17 protein-coding genes and 1 pseudogene are annotated in these 21,342 nt (G+C 59.3%); 10 read left to right on the top strand and 8 right to left on the bottom strand.

Annotated elements, in window-relative coordinates:
* Positions 1–256: 256 nt before the first annotated feature.
* The 3 genes from araB to araA are packed head-to-tail and all read left to right on the top strand — an operon-like array spanning position 257 to position 4,258.
* Positions 257–1,939, top strand: coding sequence for a ribulokinase (gene araB / locus AS189_RS05830; protein WP_062286722.1), 1,683 nt, complete (start codon positions 257–259; stop codon positions 1,937–1,939).
* Complete coding sequence (locus tag AS189_RS05835; RefSeq protein ID WP_237759977.1) at positions 1,936–2,703, top strand: L-ribulose-5-phosphate 4-epimerase; 768 nt, start codon at positions 1,936–1,938, stop codon at positions 2,701–2,703. Before araB ends, AS189_RS05835 begins: the two co-directional genes overlap by 4 nt.
* A gap of 34 nt (positions 2,704–2,737) precedes the next feature.
* Positions 2,738–4,258, top strand: a complete 1,521-nt coding sequence (gene araA / locus AS189_RS05840) for an L-arabinose isomerase (protein WP_062286723.1) — start codon at positions 2,738–2,740, stop codon at positions 4,256–4,258.
* A 79-nt stretch (positions 4,259–4,337) separates the two neighbouring features.
* Here araA and AS189_RS05845 read toward each other — a convergent pair whose 3' ends face one another.
* Genes AS189_RS05845 through AS189_RS05860 form a run of 4 tightly spaced genes read right to left on the bottom strand, consistent with a single transcriptional unit; the run spans position 4,338 to position 8,346 of the window.
* Positions 4,338–5,099: an NAD-dependent epimerase/dehydratase family protein gene (locus tag AS189_RS05845; protein ID WP_062286724.1), complete on the bottom strand. Its 762-nt coding sequence runs from the start codon at positions 5,097–5,099 to the stop codon at positions 4,338–4,340.
* A 20-nt stretch (positions 5,100–5,119) separates the two neighbouring features.
* Positions 5,120–6,067 carry a carbohydrate ABC transporter permease gene (locus tag AS189_RS05850; protein ID WP_129587169.1) on the bottom strand — a complete coding sequence of 316 codons (948 nt, stop codon included), beginning with the start codon at positions 6,065–6,067 and terminating at the stop codon, positions 5,120–5,122.
* An 18-nt stretch (positions 6,068–6,085) separates the two neighbouring features.
* Positions 6,086–7,033: a carbohydrate ABC transporter permease gene (locus tag AS189_RS05855; protein WP_062286726.1), complete on the bottom strand. Its 948-nt coding sequence runs from the start codon at positions 7,031–7,033 to the stop codon at positions 6,086–6,088.
* A 2-nt stretch (positions 7,034–7,035) separates the two neighbouring features.
* Positions 7,036–8,346 (bottom strand): ABC transporter substrate-binding protein, encoded by a 1,311-nt coding sequence (locus tag AS189_RS05860; protein WP_062286727.1) that lies wholly within the window; start codon positions 8,344–8,346, stop codon positions 7,036–7,038.
* Between the two features lie 309 nt (positions 8,347–8,655).
* Between AS189_RS05860 and dgoD the strand changes: the two genes are divergently transcribed.
* From dgoD to AS189_RS05890, 6 genes and pseudogenes are all read left to right on the top strand, one after another.
* The gene (dgoD, locus tag AS189_RS05865; RefSeq protein ID WP_062286728.1) at positions 8,656–9,801 is read left to right on the top strand and encodes a galactonate dehydratase; all 1,146 of its coding nucleotides are present in this window, start codon (positions 8,656–8,658) and stop codon (positions 9,799–9,801) included.
* Positions 9,795–10,723: pseudogene (locus tag AS189_RS19285) on the top strand (SMP-30/gluconolactonase/LRE family protein). Before dgoD ends, AS189_RS19285 begins: the two are co-directional and overlap by 7 nt.
* Positions 10,720–11,685 (top strand): sugar kinase, encoded by a 966-nt coding sequence (locus AS189_RS05875; protein WP_237759978.1) that lies wholly within the window; start codon positions 10,720–10,722, stop codon positions 11,683–11,685. Before AS189_RS19285 ends, AS189_RS05875 begins: the two are co-directional and overlap by 4 nt.
* 13 nt (positions 11,686–11,698) lie before the next feature.
* Positions 11,699–12,325, top strand: coding sequence for a bifunctional 4-hydroxy-2-oxoglutarate aldolase/2-dehydro-3-deoxy-phosphogluconate aldolase (locus AS189_RS05880; protein ID WP_237759979.1), 627 nt, complete (start codon positions 11,699–11,701; stop codon positions 12,323–12,325).
* Complete coding sequence (locus AS189_RS05885; RefSeq protein ID WP_062286730.1) at positions 12,315–13,511, top strand: ROK family transcriptional regulator; 1,197 nt, start codon at positions 12,315–12,317, stop codon at positions 13,509–13,511. The genes AS189_RS05880 and AS189_RS05885 overlap by 11 nt, the downstream gene beginning before the upstream one ends.
* Before the next feature lie 584 nt (positions 13,512–14,095).
* A complete protein-coding gene (locus tag AS189_RS05890; RefSeq protein ID WP_062286731.1) occupies positions 14,096–15,691 on the top strand; it encodes a glycoside hydrolase family 16 protein in 1,596 nt (531 codons plus the stop codon).
* A 197-nt stretch (positions 15,692–15,888) separates the two neighbouring features.
* Here AS189_RS05890 and AS189_RS05895 read toward each other — a convergent pair whose 3' ends face one another.
* Genes AS189_RS05895 through AS189_RS20610 form a run of 4 tightly spaced genes read right to left on the bottom strand, consistent with a single transcriptional unit; the run spans position 15,889 to position 20,054 of the window.
* A complete protein-coding gene (locus tag AS189_RS05895; protein WP_062286732.1) occupies positions 15,889–16,812 on the bottom strand; it encodes an aldose 1-epimerase family protein in 924 nt (307 codons plus the stop codon).
* Between the two features lie 4 nt (positions 16,813–16,816).
* Positions 16,817–17,725 carry a carbohydrate ABC transporter permease gene (locus AS189_RS05900; RefSeq protein ID WP_062286733.1) on the bottom strand — a complete coding sequence of 303 codons (909 nt, stop codon included), beginning with the start codon at positions 17,723–17,725 and terminating at the stop codon, positions 16,817–16,819.
* Between the two features lie 2 nt (positions 17,726–17,727).
* A complete protein-coding gene (locus AS189_RS05905) occupies positions 17,728–18,654 on the bottom strand; it encodes a carbohydrate ABC transporter permease (RefSeq protein ID WP_237759980.1) in 927 nt (308 codons plus the stop codon).
* A gap of 8 nt (positions 18,655–18,662) precedes the next feature.
* Positions 18,663–20,054: an extracellular solute-binding protein gene (locus AS189_RS20610; protein ID WP_237759981.1), complete on the bottom strand. Its 1,392-nt coding sequence runs from the start codon at positions 20,052–20,054 to the stop codon at positions 18,663–18,665.
* Between the two features lie 167 nt (positions 20,055–20,221).
* On the opposite strand from AS189_RS20610, the gene AS189_RS05915 reads away from it, so the two are divergent.
* Positions 20,222–21,319, top strand: coding sequence for a LacI family DNA-binding transcriptional regulator (locus AS189_RS05915; RefSeq protein WP_062286734.1), 1,098 nt, complete (start codon positions 20,222–20,224; stop codon positions 21,317–21,319).
* Positions 21,320–21,342: the final 23 nt, after the last annotated feature.

Below are 21,342 nucleotides of genomic sequence, written 5' to 3' on the forward strand. Positions count from 1 at the left end.
CACACAATGGTATGTCAAGCGATTTTGGAAAGTGTCCCCTGGGCGCTTGGTCCTTCGGGGGGAGATCTCCGAAAATCACTGATTTTCTGCGGAATTCTCCATCCAATCTTCTTCTGGACCCGCTGAAAACGTTACCCATTCGCAGTAGGTGACCCCCTTGACGGGACTCCGAGGGTGTGCAATTGTTAGCGTTCACAAGTGTTCGTTTTTGGGCCGTCACAGATGACGGCTCCAGAGCATCGTCTGAGAGGAAAGTATGAGGACGCAGGAATCCTACGTAATCGGCATTGATTATGGCACGCTGTCCGGGCGTGCCGTGGTGGTGCGCGTGAGCGACGGGGCTGAGCTGGCATCTGCAGTAGTGGAGTACCCGCACGGAGTTGTTGAGCGCTCGCTTCCAGGATCTACTGATCTTCTGCCACCCGACTGGGCTCTCCAGGTACCCGAGGACTACCGCCAGGTTCTTAAGCAGGCAGTTCCTGCCGCAGTTGCACAAGCCGGGATCGATCCCTCGAGCGTAGTGGGTATTGGCACGGACTTCACGGCTTGCACCATGGTGCCCACTACGACCGACGGCACGCCCCTGTGTGAACTGCCGGAGTGGGCCAACGAACCTCACGCCTTCATCAAGTTGTGGCGCCACCACGCCGCGCAGCCCCAAGCCGAACGCATCAATGAGTTGGCGCGTGTGCGTAACGAGAGCTGGCTGCCGCGCTACGGTGGGCTGATCTCCTCGGAATGGGAATTTGCCAAGGGACTGCAGCTTCTGGAAGAGGCTCCGGCCGTTTATGAGGCCATGGATCACTGGGTGGAGGCCGCAGACTGGATCGTTTGGCAGCTGACCGGGAGTTATGTACGCAACGCCTGCACCGCCGGATACAAGGGAATCCGCCAGGACGGCAGCTATCCCTCCCAAGATTTCCTTGCTACTTTGAATCCCGGATTCGCCCGGTTCGTTGTGGACAAGTTGGATCAACCCATCGGTAACCTCGGCGATGTTGCTGGTTACCTCAGCGCTGAAGCGGCACGCTGGACTGGCCTGTCGGAAGGCATCCCCGTCGCCGTCGGAAATGTGGACGCTCACGTCACGGCCCCCGCAGCCAAGGCCGTCGAGCCGGGTCAGATGGTTGCCATTATGGGCACCTCAACCTGCCACGTCATGAGCTCCGGCGAACTCCGGGAAGTCCCTGGTATGTGCGGTGTAGTTGACGGCGGGATCATCCCTGGGCTGTACGGCTACGAGGCCGGACAGTCTGGCGTGGGCGATATCTTTGGCTGGTTTATCAAGAATTCCGTGCCAGAGAAATACCATGCCAAGGCGGGCAAGCGGGGCATGGGAATTCATGAATACCTCACGTCATTAGCTGAGCGCCAGAGCATTGGTCAGCATGGTCTGATCGCTTTGGATTGGCACAGCGGCAACCGTTCGGTACTTGTAGACCATGAACTCTCCGGCGTCGTGGTGGGCCAGACACTGGCCACGCGCCCCGAGGACGGCTATCGTGCTCTGCTCGAGGCCACAGCCTTTGGCGCACGGGTCATTGTGGAAACGTTCAATGCGGCTGGTGTCCCGGTCACGGAGTTCATCGTGGCCGGCGGTCTCATGAAAAACCAGCTGCTAATGCAGATCTACGCTGATGTATTGAACCTGCCGCTGTCCACGATTGGTTCCAGCCAGGGTCCGGCTCTCGGCTCCGCAATCCATGCTGCGGTGGCCGCCGGCTTGTACCCGGACATCAGAGTTGCATCGGCGGCGATGGGTAGCGTCAACCGTGCCGTGGTGACCCCAATTGCCGAAAACGTTGCCGCCTATGACGCCTTGTTCGCAGAATACCGGCTGCTCCACGACTACTTCGGCCGGGGCGCCAATGACGTGATGCACAGGCTCAAGGCAATTGCCCGTGACGCTCACAAAGTTGCCGTGGAGGTCTCAGCATGATTATGTCAGCGGATAACCCAAAGGCTGATAGCGCGGCGTCGGCCAGCGCATCAGTAACCCCCAGTCCGTCCGTTGCCGCCGCAACGCCGGAATTGTTGGCAACCATCGCCGTCCTGCGTGAGGAAGTATGCGCTCTGCATGCGGAGCTGGTCCGTTACGAACTCGTCGTATGGACGGCAGGGAATGTCTCCGCCCGGGTCCCCGGCGCAGACCTGATGGTCATCAAACCCTCTGGCATTGACTATGACGCACTGACGCCGGAATCCATGGTGGTCACTGACCTCTACGGAACCCCGGTGGACGGACCATGGGGCAATCCCGGACTGGCGCCGTCGTCCGATACCGCGGCGCACGCCTACGTCTATCGGCACATGCCGGAGGTGGGTGGAGTGGTGCATACACACTCGAGCTACGCAACGGCATGGGCCGTGCGGGGCGAAGCCATTCCCTGCGTCTTGACCATGATGGGCGACGAATTCGGTGGTGAGATTCCGGTGGGGCCCTTTGCCCTGATCGGCGACGACTCCATTGGCCGCGGCATTGTCGAAACCCTCAGCGGCTCGCGTTCGCCGGCCGTGCTGATGCAAAATCATGGCCCCTTCACGATCGGCGCCAGTGCCAAAGCGGCAGTGAAGGCCGCCGTGCTGTGTGAGGAAGTAGCCCGCACGGTGCATCTCTCACGCGAGCTTGGCCCCATGATTCCCATTGACAGCGCACACATCGACAGCCTGCACCAGCGCTACCAGAACGTCTACGGACAGTAACCCATAATCCACCTCCTGTTTCGAAGGAATGAAAATGTCTTTGCAGTTGAATAATTCGCTGGCCGGATACGAAGTCTGGTTCCTCACCGGAAGCCAGAATCTCTATGGCGAGGAGACTCTGCGCCAAGTCGCCGAGCAGTCGGCGGAGGTAGTCAAAACCTTGCAGGACTCCACCGAGATTCCCGTGCGCGTGGTGTTCAAGGACGTGCTCAAGGATTCGGAGTCGATCCGCCGAGCCGCCATTGACGCCAACGCTAACGACAAGGTCGTTGGTCTCATCGCCTGGATGCACACGTTCTCACCCGCCAAAATGTGGATCCGCGGCCTCACCGAACTGAACAAGCCGCTGCTACACCTGCATACCCAGGCCAATGAGGCACTGCCGTGGGCCGAGATCGATTTCGATTTCATGAACCTGAACCAGGCCGCGCACGGTGACCGCGAATTTGGCTACATGCAATCGCGCATGGGCATCAGCCGCAAGACAGTGGTGGGGCACGTTTCCAACCCGCTTGTACGCGAAAAGATTGGCACGTGGACGCGCGCAGCGGCAGCCGTGGCTCAGGTTCGGTGCCTGAAGCTGGCGCGTTTTGGCGACAACATGCGCAACGTTGCCGTGACCGAGGGCGATAAGACTGAAGCTGAAATTCGCTTTGGTGTCTCGGTCAACAGCTGGTCCGTCAACGAGCTCGTGGAGGCCGTTGACGCCTCGTCAGAAGCGGACGTTGACGCCCTCATCGAGGAGTATCTGCGCCTGTACAACGTTGCCCCGGAACTGCATCCCGGCGCCGCACGTCACGATTCGCTGCGTTACGGCGCCAAGATTGAGCTGGGTCTGCGAAGCTTCCTAGAGGAGGGAGGCTTCGGGGCTTTCACTACCAACTTCGAGGATCTTGGTGGTTTGCGCCAGCTGCCGGGCCTTGCCGTGCAGCGCCTGATGGCTGACGGTTACGGCTTCGGTGCCGAGGGCGACTGGAAGACGGCGGTACTGATCCGGGCCGCGAAGGTCATGGGCGAAGGCCTGCCAGGTGGCGCCTCCCTGATGGAGGATTACACCTACCATCTGGTCCCGGGCGAGGAAAAGATCCTGGGTGCCCACATGCTCGAGGTGTGTCCGTCGCTGACCGTCACCAAGCCTTCGTTGGAGGTTCACCCGCTGGGTATTGGTGGCCGTGAGGATCCTGTCCGCCTGGTGTTCGACGCCGATCCTGGTGCCGGTGTGGTGGTGGCACTTTCAGATATGCGCGAGCGCTTCCGTCTTACGGCCAACAAGGTTGAGGTGGTCCCGCTGGATGAGCCTTTGCCCAACCTGCCTGTTGCGCGTGCGGTGTGGAAGCCCCTGCCGAACTTCGCCACCTCCGCTGCGGCGTGGCTCGAAGCTGGCGCCGCGCACCACACCGTCATGAGCACCGCTGTTGGCATTGAGGCTTTCCAAGACTTCGCCGACATGTTCGAAGCCGAGCTCTTGGTCATTGACGAGGACACCACGCAGCGCGGCTTTGCCCGTGAGATCCGCTGGAACCAGGCGTACTACCGCCTGGCGCAGGGGTTCTAAAAATTCAGGTTCCCAGCAGGTGGAAACAAAGCGGCGCCCGTCCAGTTCCTGGACGGGCGCCGCTTTGTTTATGGTGAGTTTACAGAATGCTGAACATCTGGCAGGGACACGACACCGCCAAGGGCAGCTGCTCCACATCCACCGGCCACCTGTCGCGCGGTGACCAGCCAAGGTCTGTCAGCGCGTTGCCGGTGTCCCACTGGGTGGCCGAATCTGCGGAGACTGCGTTGTAAATGCCGAAGCCTGCCGGCCGGGCCAGCGCGGCGCGAACCAGACGGATCAAATCCTCCGTCGACAACCATGTCAGGGCGTACTGCCGCTCAACCAGTGCCCATCCTGTCAGGCCCAGCCGCAAGCACGATACCGCGTTGCCCTGCGCATCCTGATACAGCCGGGCCAGCGCCTCGATGGTCACCTTGCTAGCACCATAGGGACAGCACGGGCGGGGGATGGCTAGCGGGCTGATCCCCTGCGCGCCATCTCGATAATCCATACCGCTGGCATGCACCGAGCTGGCCACCACCGTGCGGCCCACTCCGGCATCTGCTGCGGCATCGAAAAGCGTCGCTGCCATGTCCACATTCCCCATTGCCTCCGCTGCCGAAGCGGCAGGGGAGGCGTTAGCGGCAAGGTGAATGACGACGTCGGACTTCTCAACACAGTGCCGGGCAAAGCCGGCGTCGCGGAGATCTCCCACCATTAGCTCATCACCGGGTTCGATGACACCTGGCAGGGGAGCGGTCTGGGCCGTAATCCGGAGGCGGTAATCGAACCGCAAATCCGCCAGCAGTAGCTGTCCCACGGTTCCGGTGCCGCCCGTGAGCAAGAGCAGTGGTTTCACGCTCGAGCCGTCCTTTCATATTACTTGCTGATGCCTACCGTCATGCCTTCAACAATGCGCCGGCCAAGCCAGATGAACAACGCCAGAACGGGTGTGACAACCAGTACGATCCCGGCGAAGAGCCCGCCCCAATCGGCCCCATTGAACTGGGACTGATCCAAGAACGCAAGGAGCGCAATCGGCAGGGTCCGGTTCTCCGCCGTGGTCAGCATGACCAGCGAGAACAGCGTCTCATTCCAGCCGCTGATGACTGCCAGCATGAACGCGGTCACCAAACCCGAGCGTGCCAGTGGCAGCACGATCTGAATGAACGTGCGGATACCGGAGGAGCCATCGATTGCCGCAGCTTCCTCAATTTCCACCGGCAGAGAGCGGAAGAACCCCGCCAGCAAGAACACTGTGAAGGGGATGCCCAAGCCCACCATGACCACAATAAGACCCTGCACGCTGTTGATCATTTTCAAGTGGGAGAAGTCCTGAAACTTAGCCAACATGACATAGATCGGTACCAGCAGTACCTGCCCGGGAACGCCCAGACCCAGCACAAACATCAACGTGAACGTCGAGGAGAGTCTCCGGGTGGACTTGGCCAGAACATAGGCGGCCGGGGCAGCAATCGCCACCACCAGGAGTGAGGAAACAACTGTGGCGACCACTGAGTTAATGGCGGCAATGCCGAACCCGCCCGTGTTCCAAGCTGTGGCGAAATTCTCCCAGTGAGGCTGGGTGGGGAGGCCCAAGGGATCGCGGGCGATGTCGCGGGTATCGCGCAGGGACGTCATCACCATCCAAACAACCAGGAAGAGGTTGAAGGCCACCAAGAGCCAGACAATGACCCGCCCGATCATCCCGCCGATGGTGGGCCGGGACTTCATACTTGACTTGCGCCGTCGAACTTTCAGCGGCGGAAGGGACACCGCCGACTCCAGCACGGGGGCGGTCGGGGATTGCGTTAGAACGTGATTCACTGCTGCACCCTTTGCTTACTAGATTTCAATGGCTTCACGGCGCAGCATGCGTCGCAGGCCGATGGTCAGAACGGTCACCAGAGCAAGGCTGACGATTGCGGCCGCCGCGGAAACACCGAATTCACGGGATCCGCCGCCGAAGGCAGCTTGGTAAACATAGAGCGCCGTGGACCAGGTGCTGGCTGGAGGCGCCTGTGCGGTGGAGCCGCCAAACACCAGGATCAGCTCGAAAACCTTGACCGAGCTCATGGTCCACAGCACGGCGCAAACCGAGATCACATCCCAGGCAAGGGGGAGTGTCACATGCCGGAACTTGGCCCAAGGGCCGGCACCGTCAAGACCGGCGGCCTCATAGTAATAAGCCGGAATCTGGTCTACGGCGGACATGATGATGGTGGTGAAGTAGCCCGTGGCGCTCCAGATCATCACGATCATGATCAAGTTGAAGAGGTTGTCTTGGGCCAGCCACTTGGGCGGGTCCTGGACTCCAACGAAGGCCAGAATCTTGTTAATCGGACCGGCCGGGCTGAACAGGAAACCGGCAAAGATGCCGAACACCATGGCATTAATCAAGGTGGGGAAAAATAGTACGCTGCGGACAAATTTCCGCCCCGTCATTTCCCGCAGGATCATGGTCAAGGCGAAGGCGAATACGAAGGTAACGATCCCAACAACGAAGAGGATCTTGAGCGTATTAACGATGGACCCAATAAATATGGGGTCCTTGGCCAGCTGGATGTAGTTATCAGCCCCTCGCCACTTGAGTTCGTTGATACCATCCCACGTGTGCAGGCTAAGCCAGCCGGCATAGAGAATCGGGACAACGTAAAACAAGACCATCAAGAGCAGTGCTGGCAGCAACATGGGCCAGTACAAGCGCCGTCGGCTGCGTTCAATGGCGGACATGCCGGCACGCGGGCGGCCAGTATTGCGTCCGCGTGCCGGGGAAATTACGGGAGTTGCCATGGTTAGCCCTTGGCGTTCCAGTAGGCGATGGTTGCCGCTTTGGCTTCCTTGACGTATTCCTCAGCGGAGACCTTGCCCAAGAAGAGTTTGTCGAACGTGGGGTTGAAGCCCTTGTCGATGACGTCGCTCGAGACGCCGTCGGTGGGCAGCCTCGTCTCGTTGTCGGCAAGGATAGCGGCAACGTCAGCCAGCTGCTTGGGCGCTTCTACGTCGGGACGGGCCGCCAGGTTGTTGGCGTCGGTGGAGATGCCTGACATGCGGTCTTTGTTGCTGAAGTACGCGATGAACTGCTTCGCCTCATCCTGGTGTGCGGCCTTCTTGGGGACCGTGAAGCCGAAGAGCAAGGTGTCATTGGCTGTGCTGGCGTTGGTGGCGGTGCTGGGAAAGTTGAACGCGCCGTAGTCAAAGCCTTCTGCTGCATACTTTGCAGTCTCAGCCGGAGCCCAGCTGCCCATCAAGAAGTACAGGGCCTTGTTGGCGGCCCAAGCATTCTGCTGTTCGGGGTACTTGGAAGCATCGTAGCCCTTGATGATGTAACCCTTGGTAACCAATTCCTGGATCTGCTGGGCTGACTTGAGGACTGCTGCGTCATCCCACGCTGCACCGGTCTTGTCTTCCATCAGCTTCTGGAACGCGCCGTCGCCCATGTTGCGATTGATCAGGTAATCGAACCAGTAGCTGTTGGCCCACGTGGCATCGCCATCGGCTGCGATGCAGCCCATCTTGGCGTCTACGGCCTTTTGGCAGTTGGCCAACAGCTCATCCCACGTTGTGGGGGCCTTGGGAGCGACAGCATTGGCCTTGTTGTAGAACACCGACACGTTGGATACCGAGTACGGCACCATGTAGTTCTTCACCTCTCCGCCATAACTGGGCAGGATGTCGAAGTACTTCGAGGGAATCACATCGGCAACAGTGTGTTCTTCCTCGCCGGGAATCTTGGTCGACAGCACCGAGGAGAGGTCTGCGGCCTGGTTCGTTGCCGCCAGAGCCGGACCAATCTTGTCGTACGCCTGATCCACCAGATCGGGAACGTCTCCGGAGAGCAGCCCGGTCGTCACCTTTTCTAGAACCTTGCGGCCCTGCCACTGGACATCGACTTTGATGCCGGTGTCTTTTTCAAAAGACTCAAGCGAAGTCTTCAACACCGCAGCCTGGGGCTCTGTCTCGGTCCACATGGACCAGTAAGTTAGGGATTTTGCACTGTTATCCGGCGATGCCGACGTGGTGGTGCAGCCGGATGCCGCAAAAGCGACGGAGGTAGCCAGAATGGCACCAGTGGCAATCTTGAGCCACGCATTGGGGTGAGTCATGAGCGTTCCTTACGAATGGTCCGATGTGATTGACGCCCGGGTTGGAAGCCGATCTGGCGCTGTGTGAGTCTAATCACAAGATTTCGATACTTGTCAATTTAATTTACATAAAATTCATCCCATGTCGTAACTCCCGGCGAATATTTCGCTGATTTTCAGCAGAATCCCGCTACTATGGATCGCTGGTGTAAAGATAGTTGACAAGAATTTGATCTGATGGCACATTGAAGGCAAAGTCCGTAGCGCCCATTGCCTGGCGCTTGATTGGTAGGCCGTTGCTACCAATGAGCCCTGACCACTCGGAGAAACATGAAGATTACCAAGATCGAAACCTTCCAGGTCCCTCCCCGGTGGCTGTTTCTGCGGATGGAAACAGATGAGGGAGTCGTTGGCTGGGGTGAGCCAGTTGTTGAGGGACGGGCAGATAGCGTGGCCGCGGCCGTCGCCGAGATGTCCGACTACCTCATTGGCCAAGATGCCTCGCGGATTGAGGATCACTGGCAAGTTCTGACCAAGGGTGGTTTCTACCGTGGGGGCCCAGTCTTTTCCAGCGCCATCGCCGGCATCGACCAGGCTTTGTGGGATATCAAGGGCAAGGCGCTGGGCGTCCCGGTCTATGAGTTGCTTGGTGGCGCAGTCCGGGACAGGGTGCGCATGTACACGTGGATTCACGGTGACCGTCCGGAAGAGTTGGCCGAGTCGACACGGATTGCCATGGCTGCTGGCTTCGACGCAGTGAAGTTCTGCCCGGCAACAAAGGTGGCCCCGCTGGACACAGCTGCCGCCATCCGGAGCATGGTCAACAATCTGGCAGCTGTGCGAGAGGCAGGAGGCGAGGCCCTCGATATTGCCTTGGACTTCCATGGCAGGTTCACCCCTGCCATGTCGCGGCGAGTGTTGCCGTTGATGGAGGAATTTCTGCCCATGTTTGCCGAAGAAGTGGTGGTCCCGGAACTGTCCGCCGATTTGGGTCTCATCGCGCAGGCGACCTCCATCCCAGTAGCCACCGGTGAAAGGCTCTACTCCCGTTGGGACTTCAGAACAGTGCTGGGCAACGGCGTGAGCGTGGTTCAGCCTGACCTCAGTCATGCCGGCGGCATCTCCGAGGTTCGACGGATCGCCGCCATGGCCGAGACCTACGGTGCACTGCTGGCACCTCACTGTCCTTTGGGGCCGATCGCCTTGGCTGCCAGCCTGCAAGTGGATATCGCCAGCCCCAACTTCCTGATCCAGGAACAGAGCCGCGGCGCAGAATATACCCAAGGTCCCGATCTGTTCGACTACCTTGTGGACCCGGTCGTCTTTGACATGGGCACCGGCTACATTGACCGCCCGCTGGCCCCTGGGCTCGGCATCGAGATTGACGAGGACAAGGTCCGGTTCGAAGCCGAGACACCACACCACTGGCGCAATGCCATCTGGCGCCAGGACGACAACTCCTTCCTCGAATGGTGAAGGCGGCAACGGCCCAATTTGTGGCCGCTCCGGCAGGGGTATTATGTGCCGAGCTAGGTGAAACGCCGCGGCTAGATGAGCGGACCGGGGAACTCATCTGGACTGACATCACCGCTGGCATGGTTCATTTTGGCGACGTAAACGGCGATGCAATTGAGCTAGTACGGAGCCTGAACGTTGGTGCGATGTCCGGCCCCGTGACGCCATTGCCTGAGGCCGGCGCAGGCTGGATCATGGCCAAAGAAGGCGGCATTGCCCACCTTGCCCAGGATGGCACAGTTGCCATCTTGGCTGCCCCCGAAGCCGGCCACCCCACTGCCTTCAACGACGGCGTCGCCGACCCCGCCGGAAATCTGTGGGCCGGATCCATGGGCCGCAACGGAATCCTGGGTGCGGGGCGGCTTTGGTGTTTGACACAAACGGGAGCGCCACCGTCGCACTGGAGGGCATCGGGATCTCCAACGGGCTGGACTTCACAGCCGACGGCCGCACCGCCTACTACGTCGATACCACTACCGGCACCTTGGAAAGGTTGGACATCGGCCCGGCTGGCACCATCACCGGCAGGCACTGCATTGTCACTTTTCTTCCAGGGGAGGGTGACCCCGACGGACTGGTCCTCGACGATGAAGGATGCATCTGGGTGGCGATGTGGGACGGCTGGGCTGTGCGCCGCTACTCGCCCGGTGGCGAGCTGCTCGCCGTCGTCAGTGTCCCGGTAGCGCGGCCAACAGCTGTGTGTTTTGCCGGCGACCTGCTGGTCATCACTACCTGCAGCGGGTGGCTGCCCGAGGATTGGAAGCAAGACCAGCCCGACGCCGGGCGGCTTTTCACCGCCCGTGTGGGAGCGAGCGGACCGCCTGCCCGCGCCTACCGTGGACCGTTGGCGATTGCACTACCCGGTGAAGGGAAAAACGGATGAGCGGCCAGATGACCGAAGCAAAGACCGAAGCACAGACCGACGCGCGGCGAATCGACGTGATGACGTTGGGGGAGACCATGGCCGTTGTGGCTCCTGCACGCCCGGAGCCACTGGAAATGGCGGCAGATTTCATCCTCGGTACGGCAGGCGCTGAATCCAATGTTGCCCAGTACCTCGCCGAACGCGGACACAAGGTTGCCTGGGCCAGCCGGGTGGGCGATGACGCGCTCGGTCGGCGGCTGGCCAAAGAACTTGCTGTCCGGGGGATTGACCTCTCTTATCTGCTCATTGACCCGGACTCGTCCACGGGCGTGATGTTCAAGGATCCCGGGACCGGCGCAACGAAGGTGCAGTATTACCGTGCAAATTCGGCGGCCTCCTCAATGGGGCCGGAACTGGCGGACACGCTGCCCTGGCATCAGCTGGGCCTGCTGCACCTCTCCGGAATCACACCGGCGCTCTCACCCAGCTGCCGCGCCCTGATGCAGGCCTTGTTTTCCCGTGCGGCACAGGAAAACGTCCCCGTGTCCTTTGATATCAATTTTCGGGAAGCACTGTGGCCGGCTTCGGTGGCCGCGCCGGTGCTTTTGAAACTCGCCCAGCAAGCCGATTTTCTCTTCGTGGGCCTTGATGAGGCGCAGGCGTTGTGGCCGAATTTGGTGTTCGCCAGTGATGTCAGGGCGCTTATTGACCGACCCAAGCACCTCATTGTCAAGGACGGGGCAGTGGGGGCCACCGAATTTGACGGGTTGCAGCCTACCTTTGTGCCGGCAGCTCGCGTGGACGTGGTGGAAGCCGTGGGTGCTGGCGATGCCTTCGCCGCCGGATACCTTTCCTCCATGCTCGACGGCGGCCAGCCCACCCAGCGTTTGGGCCGGGGTCATGAGTTTGCTGGCCGGGCCTTGCGAAGTATCAGTGATTTTCAAGCGATGAATGGAACGGTGGCCAACAATGGGCAATGATTACTTTGATGACATGTTTTCCACAACCCCCGTCATGGCTATTCTGCGGGGGATGGGAACTGAACGCACCCTGAAAGTTGCGCATCTCGCGTGGGATGCCGGGATCAAATCCGTGGAGATTCCCATCCAAACTCCATCGGATTTGGCCTCTCTGCGAGCCGTGGCAGCGGCAGGGCGAGAGCGGGGGTTCCCCGTAGGTGCCGGGACTATCGTCACTGCCGAGCATGTTGTGCAAGCGCTTGACTGCGGAGCCGCGTTTGCTGTGAGTCCCGGCACCGATCGGCTGATCATGGAAGCCTGCCGCAAGGCGGGGCTGCCCCAGCTGCCGGGCGTTGCAACTGCCAGCGACATCCAGGTAGCTATCTCTATGGGGGCGAGCTGGGTCAAAGCCTTCCCCGCATCCGTGCTGGGCCCAGCATGGCTCAAGGCGATGGCTGGACCGTTCCCCACGATGAATTTTGTGGCGACAGGGGGCATCGACGCCGACAATGCGACTGCGTTCCTCAAGGCCGGGGCGAAGGTTGTCGCGGTTGGATCAGCTCTAGAAGACCCCCTCCAGCTCGAGCTCTTGGCCCGGTATGGTGACGGGCCGTTTGACATGTCCGGAGCGGAACTGGAAGATTCAACAAATGCAGACTAAAGGCGGTGCTTTGAAGGGGTTGCGCACCAACAACAGGCGACAGGTGTTGGAGCTCCTTCTCAACGAAGGCCCCATGCACAGGGCCGAGCTGGCCCGGCGCATGAAAACCTCACGAACCACCATCACCAACATCACCAATGAGCTGTTGGAACGTGAAGTTGTGCTCAACCGCGCCCCCGACCAGGACACCAGCGGCCATGGGCATGAACTTGTGGCCATCAACCCGAGCGCAGGCTACAGTCTGGGCCTGGACTTCACCCTCGATCAGGTGGCAATCAATGTCTCCGATTTGGCCAGCAGCACAGTAGCGCAAACCTCCTTCGCTGTTGACCCTGCCGACACTGCCGAGTCCAGGGTGGCCGCCGCCGCCGTCCTCGTGCGCCAGCTGCTTTCCCGTGCCGGCATAGACGATGCGAGCATCGTCGGTATGGGCGTTGGTGTGCCGGGGCAGATCGACAGGCGAACGTACAAGGTGGGCGGCTCCATCCCCGGCCAGGCGTGGTCCTTGGTAGATGTTCGAACCACCTTGGCGAACCACCTGCCGTTTCCTATCTTTTTGGAAAACAACTCACGGTTGGAAGGCTTCGCCGAACAACAATGGGGCGCCGGCAAAGACAGCGAAAACATGCTGTACCTGAACTTTTCCAGCGGCGTTGGTCTGGCCTTGTTTGATGCTGGGCACCTCTACCGCGGCAGCATTGGAGCAGCTGGCGAAGTGGGACACATGTCTACGGACATCAATGGTCCCGCTTGTCCGTGCGGAAATCGTGGTTGCCTCGTCCTGCGCACGGGAACGGCTCATGTTCTTTCGCTGCTGCGGCCAGCTCTTGGTGCCACAGCGACGTGGGATGATGTGCTCCAGGAAACCAGTGCGGGCAACCCCACCTGCCTGTCGGTACTGTCCGAGATCGGTACCATGGCTGGCCGTTTTCTTGCCGGTATCTCGAATCTGCTGGACCCGGAACTCATGGTCATTGGCGGTGAGCTGGCCCAAACAGGGGAACCGTTCATGGGCCCGTTAACCACGGCCTTGAAACTTCATACCCTGCCCCTGACCGGCTCGCATTTGCGTGTGGTCCAAGCCGTGCTCCCGCCGGGAGCCAGCACAGGAGCCCGTGGTGGTGCGGCCCTGGCGCTACGCGAAATGGCGGGTACTTCAGCTATTGACAAACTCGGGGCTATATAGGGCCTTTGAGGCAAAGGAAATCTGCTTGAAAATTATTTATTCCGTGAGGAGTAATTCTTTTTAACCTAGTTGATGCGAGATTGACATCGTAGCAAAAAGAATATTATTTGAATGCGCTATTGTCGCGCCCTGAATGGCACGGAGACGTGTTTTTAGGTGAGGGAGTTCTGTCTTAAATTTGCAGTGACAATGGAATTATTACATGGTGCTGGTAATGCGTTATTAAAGCCAAAAACCGCATAGATTCGCGACTGTATCGAAGGCTACGGCATCGTTTTCAGGACGCGTTGTCTCCGGTGCGACTTGTTGTGCCATTTTCTAATTACGGGAATATGAATCGGCTGGAAATTAACATTCACAAAGTTGCCAAATAGTGTTGCGAGTCACATCGGGCGTGTGCTTTGATTGGTTTATTGATCGAAAGAAACTTAATGTCTCATATTCTAAAAGAATGTGAGGCGCTATATATTTAGTGGTGCTCTTTCCTTGTCTTTTTGCGCCATCGCTTTTGATCACATCAAACTCACTGTCCTGGACTGGGCAAGTTTACGGCCCAGCGCCTCGTCACTTCAAAGGAGATCCCCATGGAAAAAACATCTGATCAGTCGAGACTTGGCCAAGGGAAGGTCGTTGGGCGCCGCGCGTTTGTTGGCGCTGCCGGCATGGTCGCCCTTGCTGGCGTTACCGCCTCCAAGGCAGTAGCGAGTCCCTCCGGAACGAGCATCCAAGACGGCGCCAAACTTGTTTGGAGCGAACATTTTGACGGCGAGGCACTCAATCAAGACCTCTGGGAGTACGAGCTCGGAAACATCCGTGGCAATGAGCAGGAGCACTACTCGAGCAGCCAAGAAAACGTCCGGGTCAAGGACGGTCAGCTAGTTATTGCCGTTACCGACAGGCCCGTGGAAGATCAGTATCGCAATACCGCCAGGCACGGTACAAAAGCGCGCCTGGTCAAGTACAACTCAGGCAGCATCCGAACCCACGCCAAGAAAGACTTCCTCTACGGAAAGCTCGAGATCCGGGCCCGCCTCCCCAAAGGCAAAGGTGCATTCCCTGCCATTTGGATGCTGGGACACGAGTTCCATCTTGACGGACGCATCGCCACTTCGCAGGGGACAGGCTGGCCAAGCTGTGGGGAGCTGGACGTTGTGGAATTGATTGGAGCCCCAACTGCCAACAGGGCCAGCCAAGGCGAAATCGCCTCCTCAGGCGTGAGCAATCGCAAAATCTATGGCACCCCGCACTTCGCCTACAGTCGGGGTGATGCTGACGGAGACGGCAGTTACAGCCCCCAAACATTGGGTGGAGCGGCCGTGATTGGCTCGGATTTCAACGACGGCTTCCATGTGTTCGGAATTAACCGGACGCCGGAGAAGCTCGAGTGGCTTCTTGATGGGCAGGTATACAAGACCCTTGTCTTCACCGACCCTGACCCAGTGGAAAACGAGCGTCGGAAAGCTGCAGCGGCGGGCATGCTCCGCCCCATGTACCTGCAAATAAACCTCGCCACAGGAGGCAACTGGGCTGGCGACGCCGGTGACTACTTGGCCCAGGACGGGGCAGAATTGGTCGTTGACTGGATACAGTACTCACAAACTGACGCGCAGAAGGCATCCGATCAGGCCTACTATGCCGCACTTCCTGTTATCAGCGGCGTAGCTGATATTGCCATCCGTCAGGGGCAGCAGGTGAACCTCGCCGAACATGTGTCCGTTAACCGGGCCGGATACGAGGTTGTCTGGTCAGCCAATGACACCCCCATGTTCGTCAATGGAGGCGTCACGGGTGGGCGGAATGAGGTTCACGTTGTTGCCAGCAGCAAGGGCTCAGCGCAGACCACAGCAGACTTGCCCGTCGGTGTGTACTCGGTCTACTACACTGCTCTTCCCGTTGGCACAGATTTGGGTGCAGCCTACAAGTTGGCGCCAACCATTCCCGCCAGACGCGCAAAGGCAACTCTTGCAGTTCTGCCGGCTGCTGGTCTAACTGGTAACCCACACGCCGCTGTTGCCAGTGTCAAAGTGCCGACTGGCTGGACTTTCAGCAAGCCGTCCCAGAAATTGAATCGCGAAATCAGTTTCGATGCGACGTTCGTGAACCCACTGGATGTCAGAGTTCCGTCGGCAAAACGCCTGCCCGTGCACTTCTCCATCCCGAGGGATGCCATCACCTGGTGATGATCTGACGCGAAGTGTCGCCGTCGTCGGCCAAAGCTCACGGGGCCTAGAAACTGGTGGCCTCGTGAGCTCTAAACGAACTGCTCCCCGAAATGTGGGCTGGATAATTCAGTTCCTGGCTTTCGGGGAGCTTTTCACGCGCCTCTCGGCAAGCGCGATGCGAAGCGTCAACTCGTCCGGCGCCCCCTAACATCGCGTTACAGGGACCGGATGCTCCACTGGGCGCTGTGGCTTTCCCCGGCAGGCAAAACGATGAGGTCAAGCTGCGAGTTGAAAGCATCCGGAGGGCAGGTCATGGGTTCCACAGCCAACCCGATGCGATGGTTTTGCTTCTCGGGACGATCTGCTGTGTGTATTTGGACCCAGGGGCAGCTAGCATCCCAGCTCATGACTGTGCCACCGCCATCGGAGGCTTCAAGGCGGACTTGGGCTACGCCGTCGTCCGTTCGAAGCAGATCCGTGAAGGCATGATCGATCTCCACATCACCGATTTTCCGTGACCGGCGAAAATCGAACTGCGGGTGCGCCTCCACCGAGGTGGTGTGCGTGGGGATCAGCCTGTCAGGGGTGATTTCAAGGACGTTGGCGGCAGGCAGCAGCAACTGCCAGTCATCAATCGTTCCAGCACCGGCGGTGAGGTAGGGGTGCGGTGCGCAACCGTACGGGGCCGGTTGCTCGCCAAGGTTGCTAGCCGTCAACGTGGTGTGTAATCCTTCAGCGTCTAGGACAAGGTCCAGAACCAGAGCTACGTGGAACGGATAGCCGTCCTGAGGCACGACGGAGGTGGACAACGTTGCGGTCGACTCGCTCTGAGAATCAACGTTCCAGTCCTGCCACACGACCAGCCCATGCAGGGCATGGCCACGGGCCACCTCATTGATGGGCAGTTGATACTCTGTGCCCGCGAAGGAATACCTGCCGTCAACAACACGATTGGGCCAGGGGGCCAACGTTGCGCCCCGGTACAGGGGGCGCAACTGGTCTGCGTCGAAGGGGACCACCAGGTTGCGGCCATGAGAAGTTAGAGACCGCAATGAGGCACCCACGCTGGCAATGACTGCCGAGTACCCGCCGTGACGAAGATTGATTTGTTGGCCCGAGATGCTCCAGTGTTCGTTCACGGGTTTATTGCCCGCCCATGCCCGAGGTGGCAAAGCCCTTGACGATCTGACGCTGGAACAACGCAAACACGACCATCAGTGGCAGCGCCGCCAGAATAGCACTGGCCATCGACTGCGCGTACTGGACGCCGTACGCATTCTTGACGGTGGCCAGGCCCACCGGCAGAGTCAGCAGATCCGGATTGTTGGTGACGATGAACGGCCACAGGAAGTTATTCCACGCCCCGATGAACACAAAGATCGACACGGCCATCAGGATGGGCCGGGACAACGGCACGATGATGGTCATGAAAATCCGCATGCGCCCGGCTCCGTCAATGCGGGCGGCCTCCTCAAGCTCTTTGGGGATGGTGTCAAAGAAATTCTTCATGATGAACACCATCATGGGTGCCACAATTTGAGGAAGGATGATCCCGGCAAACGTGTCAGTCAACCGCATGGAGTTCATCTGCTGGAACAAGGGAACAATGAGAATCTGGCCCGGCACCATAATGGAGGCGATGGTCAATGCAAACAGCCACTTGCGGCCACGGAACTCCGTGCGGGAGAACCCGTAGGCGGCCAAGGCTGAAATTGCCACCGTCAGCACTGTGACGGCAACCGCCACGAAAAAGCTGTTGAACATCCAGCGCGGAATTTCACCCTTCGTCAGCACCTGGATGTACGCATCCAGGGTCCAACCCTCAGATGGCGCCGATAGGGGCGGACCGGCAGCATCCTTCTCGGATTTCAATGAGGTTGTCACACCCCACAATATGGGGAGCACCCACATCAGGGCTAAAAGGATCAAGGCGGTAATGGCTCCACCTGTCCACCCCTTGCTCGTCCCGATTGTCAAGGCGCTGGTTCGCTGATTTTGGGCGCGCGTCGCCTTTGGGGCGCGGCTTGCACGAATTTTGGTTTGTGTGCTCATGGTTAGTGTTCTTTCCGGTTCATGATGCGCAGCTGAACCACGGCAACAACAACGATCAGGGCGAAGAAGAGGTAGGAGATCGCCGAGGCGTAGCCCAAGCGGTACCCGCTGAATCCGACGTCGTAAATGTATTCAAGGACCGATCGGGTACTTCCGCGCGGACCGCCGGAGGTCAGCAAGTAGATCTGCTCGAAGACCTTCAACGAGGCCAGGATCTGCAACATGACGATCATGACGGTGGTCTTATTGACCATGGGGACAATGATGGACACCAGACGGCGCCAGGGCCCGGCACCGTCCAGCTGGGCCGCTTCAAAGACATGGTCGGGAATGTTTTGGAGGGCCGAGAGGTACAGCAGGAAATTGAAGCCGACGGTCCACCAAATGGTCACCAAGACAATGGAGAACATGGCCACGCCCTGCTGATCAAGGAAGCCGATCTCGGCAAAACCCAGCTGCGTCAGAATGCTGTTGATGAGCCCAAATCCGGGCTGGAACATCCACTGCCATAACGCTGCGACGACGGATACGGGCAGCAGGTAAGGGGTGAAAAAACTCATGCGCCACAGCCACTGTCCCGGTAGACCCACGTAAACCAGGTACGCCATGACGAAGGACAAAACGACCAGTGGTGCGGCTGTGGCGATGGTAAAGACGGCGGTGTTCCACAATGACTGCCAGACTGCGGCGTCGCCCAGTGCCTCGGCATAGTTGGACAGGCCGGTGAAACCAGTTCCGGAACCTGTCAGGCTCTGATTGGTCAGGCTCATCCACAGCCCTGAAACGATCGGCCACAACAAGAACAGGGCGAAAGCGATCAGGAACGGTACAACAAACCAGAAACCCGATCCTTTGCGAACCTTGGCAGGTGTTTTTTGTGTGATGGGGGGCGCAGCAGAAGGCGCCAATTCGGTTAGCACGGTGTTCACCTCTGGGTTCAGGTCGGGTTCGGGGCAGAGAGCATCTTGTTGATGATCTCCAGCATGGAGGAAACAGCTGCTGGGGGATCCAGTGTGCCTTGGAAGCAAGCCGAGATGGTTTGCGAGAGCTGGTTCTGGAAATCGGTGCCAGCGCCGCTGAACCATACTGGGGGGTCAAAGACCGGAGTGGTGCCGGCGGCAGCATAGTCAACCTGCGGATGCAGGTTCTGATATGCCGGGGTCTCCTGAACCGGAAGGAATGCCGGAATGTGTCCAGCTTCGGCCCACTTCTGGCCTTGCTTGATGAGGCCGGCAACGAACTGGTGCGCCGTTCGCCGACGTTGCGGATCTTCGCTGACCTGGCGGGGCAAAACGTAGGAATGGGAATCGGCATAGTTCGCCGGCGTGCCGAACATGGTGGGCATCGGCATCGCGCCCAAGTTGGGGATGGCGCCCTTTAGGGCAGGCATTTCCCAGGCCCCGGACAGGATCAGACCGGTGGTTCCGGAAGTGAAGTCGGCAATTCCGCCAGCATATGTCTGGTTCTTGAGCGCTATTTTTCCGTCCATCATTTGCGTCAGGAACGTCAGGACTTCTGCGGCCTTGGCGGTGTCGAGGACGGCCGGAGAGCCCACCTCGATCGTGTAGCCACCGCCCGTTTGGGCATACAAACCCCAGAACAGTCGCCAAGGCTGTGCGCTGTCCAACACATGACCGAAGGAAATTCCCTGTTTGCCGGTGACCTTGGCAAGCTTCCGGCCAACCTCCAGCATGCCTTCAGCAGAGGTGATGGAACTGATAGCGCCGCTGCTATCGAGCACGCCTGCCTTCTCGGCAATGTCCTTGTTATAGAAAACCACGAAGGGGTGGGTGTCTAGGGGGACGGCGAACAGCTGGCCCTCATAGTGGCAGTTCTTCCAGACCGCGGGGGCGAAGTCTTCCTCGCGCACGCCAAATTCTGCCAACAGCTCCAGATCGTAGGGTTCCAACAGCCCGCCCGGAGCAAACCCAGCCAAGCGTGAGAGGTGCATGATCGCGGTGTCGGGTGCCTTGCCGCTCGATGCTGCCATGGCCAGCTTGGTGTAATACGGGGAGCCCCACGCCAGCGTGACGGGGCGGACATTGACAGCGCTTTCATTGCTGAAGTTGGCGATCATGCTGCGCATGCTGATGCCGTCGGATCCGGAGAACAGATCCCAGGTTTGTATGGATCCTTCAGCGGCCTGGCTGCTTCCGCCGCATGCGCTCAGGCCGCCGCCGAGGGCGAGGAAGCCAGCGGTGACGGCAAAGGACCGAAAGACGGATCTGCGGCTGAAGGTTGCGCCAGAAAGACTGTGGGGAAGATTGTCGGAGAGCCGCTTCGTTGCGGGCTCCGGCTCAGGGCTAGCCCTGGGGAGGTCGTGCTTCATCGATCATTCCTGCCCGACGTAAGGATCGCTTCGCACGCCCACAACGCCATTGGTGAACTTCTAACGTTAGAAAGAATCCCCTGTGACGATAGTATTTGTCAAGGGCATTCTATAAATGGTGCATTTAGCCCATACAAGCAGCCCATACGAGCAGAGGGTGGAAGATCATGGAGCCAGCGAAAGCAGGTCAAGAGCCGCTAGTTCTGGCGGAATTGGCCGTTCGTGGCGTCCGGATGGACGGCGTAGTCGCTGCGGCCAAACCAAAGCGCGTCGGGGTCAAGGAAGTTGCCAGTCTGGCAGGGGTGTCCTGGAAAACGGTCTCCAACGTTGTCAATGACAGGCCTCATGTGCGCCCTGCCATGCGCGAAAAGGTATTGGCCGCAATTGCCGAACTCGGGTACCGGCCCAATCTTGCCGGACGCCAGCTGCGTCAAGGATCTTCGATGACGATTGTGTTGGCGATCCCAGAAATTACCTCGCCCTACTTTGGGAAACTTGCTGAACACGTCATCACCAGTGCCGAATCACGCGGCTATACGGTGTTGATCGAAGCCTACGGAGAAGAGACGGCCAGAGAAGGGCGAGTGTTAGACGGCTATCAAAACCGGCTGATCGACGGCATCATATACAGCGCGCAAAACGTTGACCCAGAGGCCGTGAAGGCGCGGACCGACCCGACACCCATGGTGCTTTTGGGCGAGCGCGTCCTTGACTCCGGCCTGCCACACATTGCCATTAACAACAACCGTTCCGCCCGGGAGTTAGTGAGTCATCTAGCTTCGCGCGGCCGGACGCGGCTGGCGTTTCTGGGTGACCGTCCAGGCGTCGGAGAGAGCGCTGCAGGCCTGCGATTGGCGGGTTTCCAGGATGGATTGCTTGAAAATGGGCTCGCCTTCGATGAACGTCTGGTTATGGGTGTTCAACGGTATTCCCGTGACGAAGGCGAGATGGCGGCGTTGCGTCTGCTCAATTCCGGACTGCCGTTTGATGCCGTGGTCTGCGGCAGCGATATTCTCTCGGTGGGGGTGTTGCGGGCATTTAGGCGCCGTGGCATCCGGGTACCGCAAGACGTCTCAATCGTTGGCTGGGACGACATCCCCGAGGCTGAGTATGGGGCCCCGTCACTCACGAGCATCTCCCCGGACATTGCGGCCTTGGCGGAGGCGTCACTTGAGCAGCTGCTGGCTCTCATAGACGGCCGCGAGCTGGAGAACGTCGAGATGGAAATTGGCTACTCCCTGAAAGTCCGCGAATCTAGCTTTTAGGGGTGGGGTGTGACGCGGATTCG

This window comes from Arthrobacter alpinus (genome assembly GCF_001445575.1).
Classification (GTDB): domain Bacteria; phylum Actinomycetota; class Actinomycetes; order Actinomycetales; family Micrococcaceae; genus Specibacter; species Specibacter alpinus_C.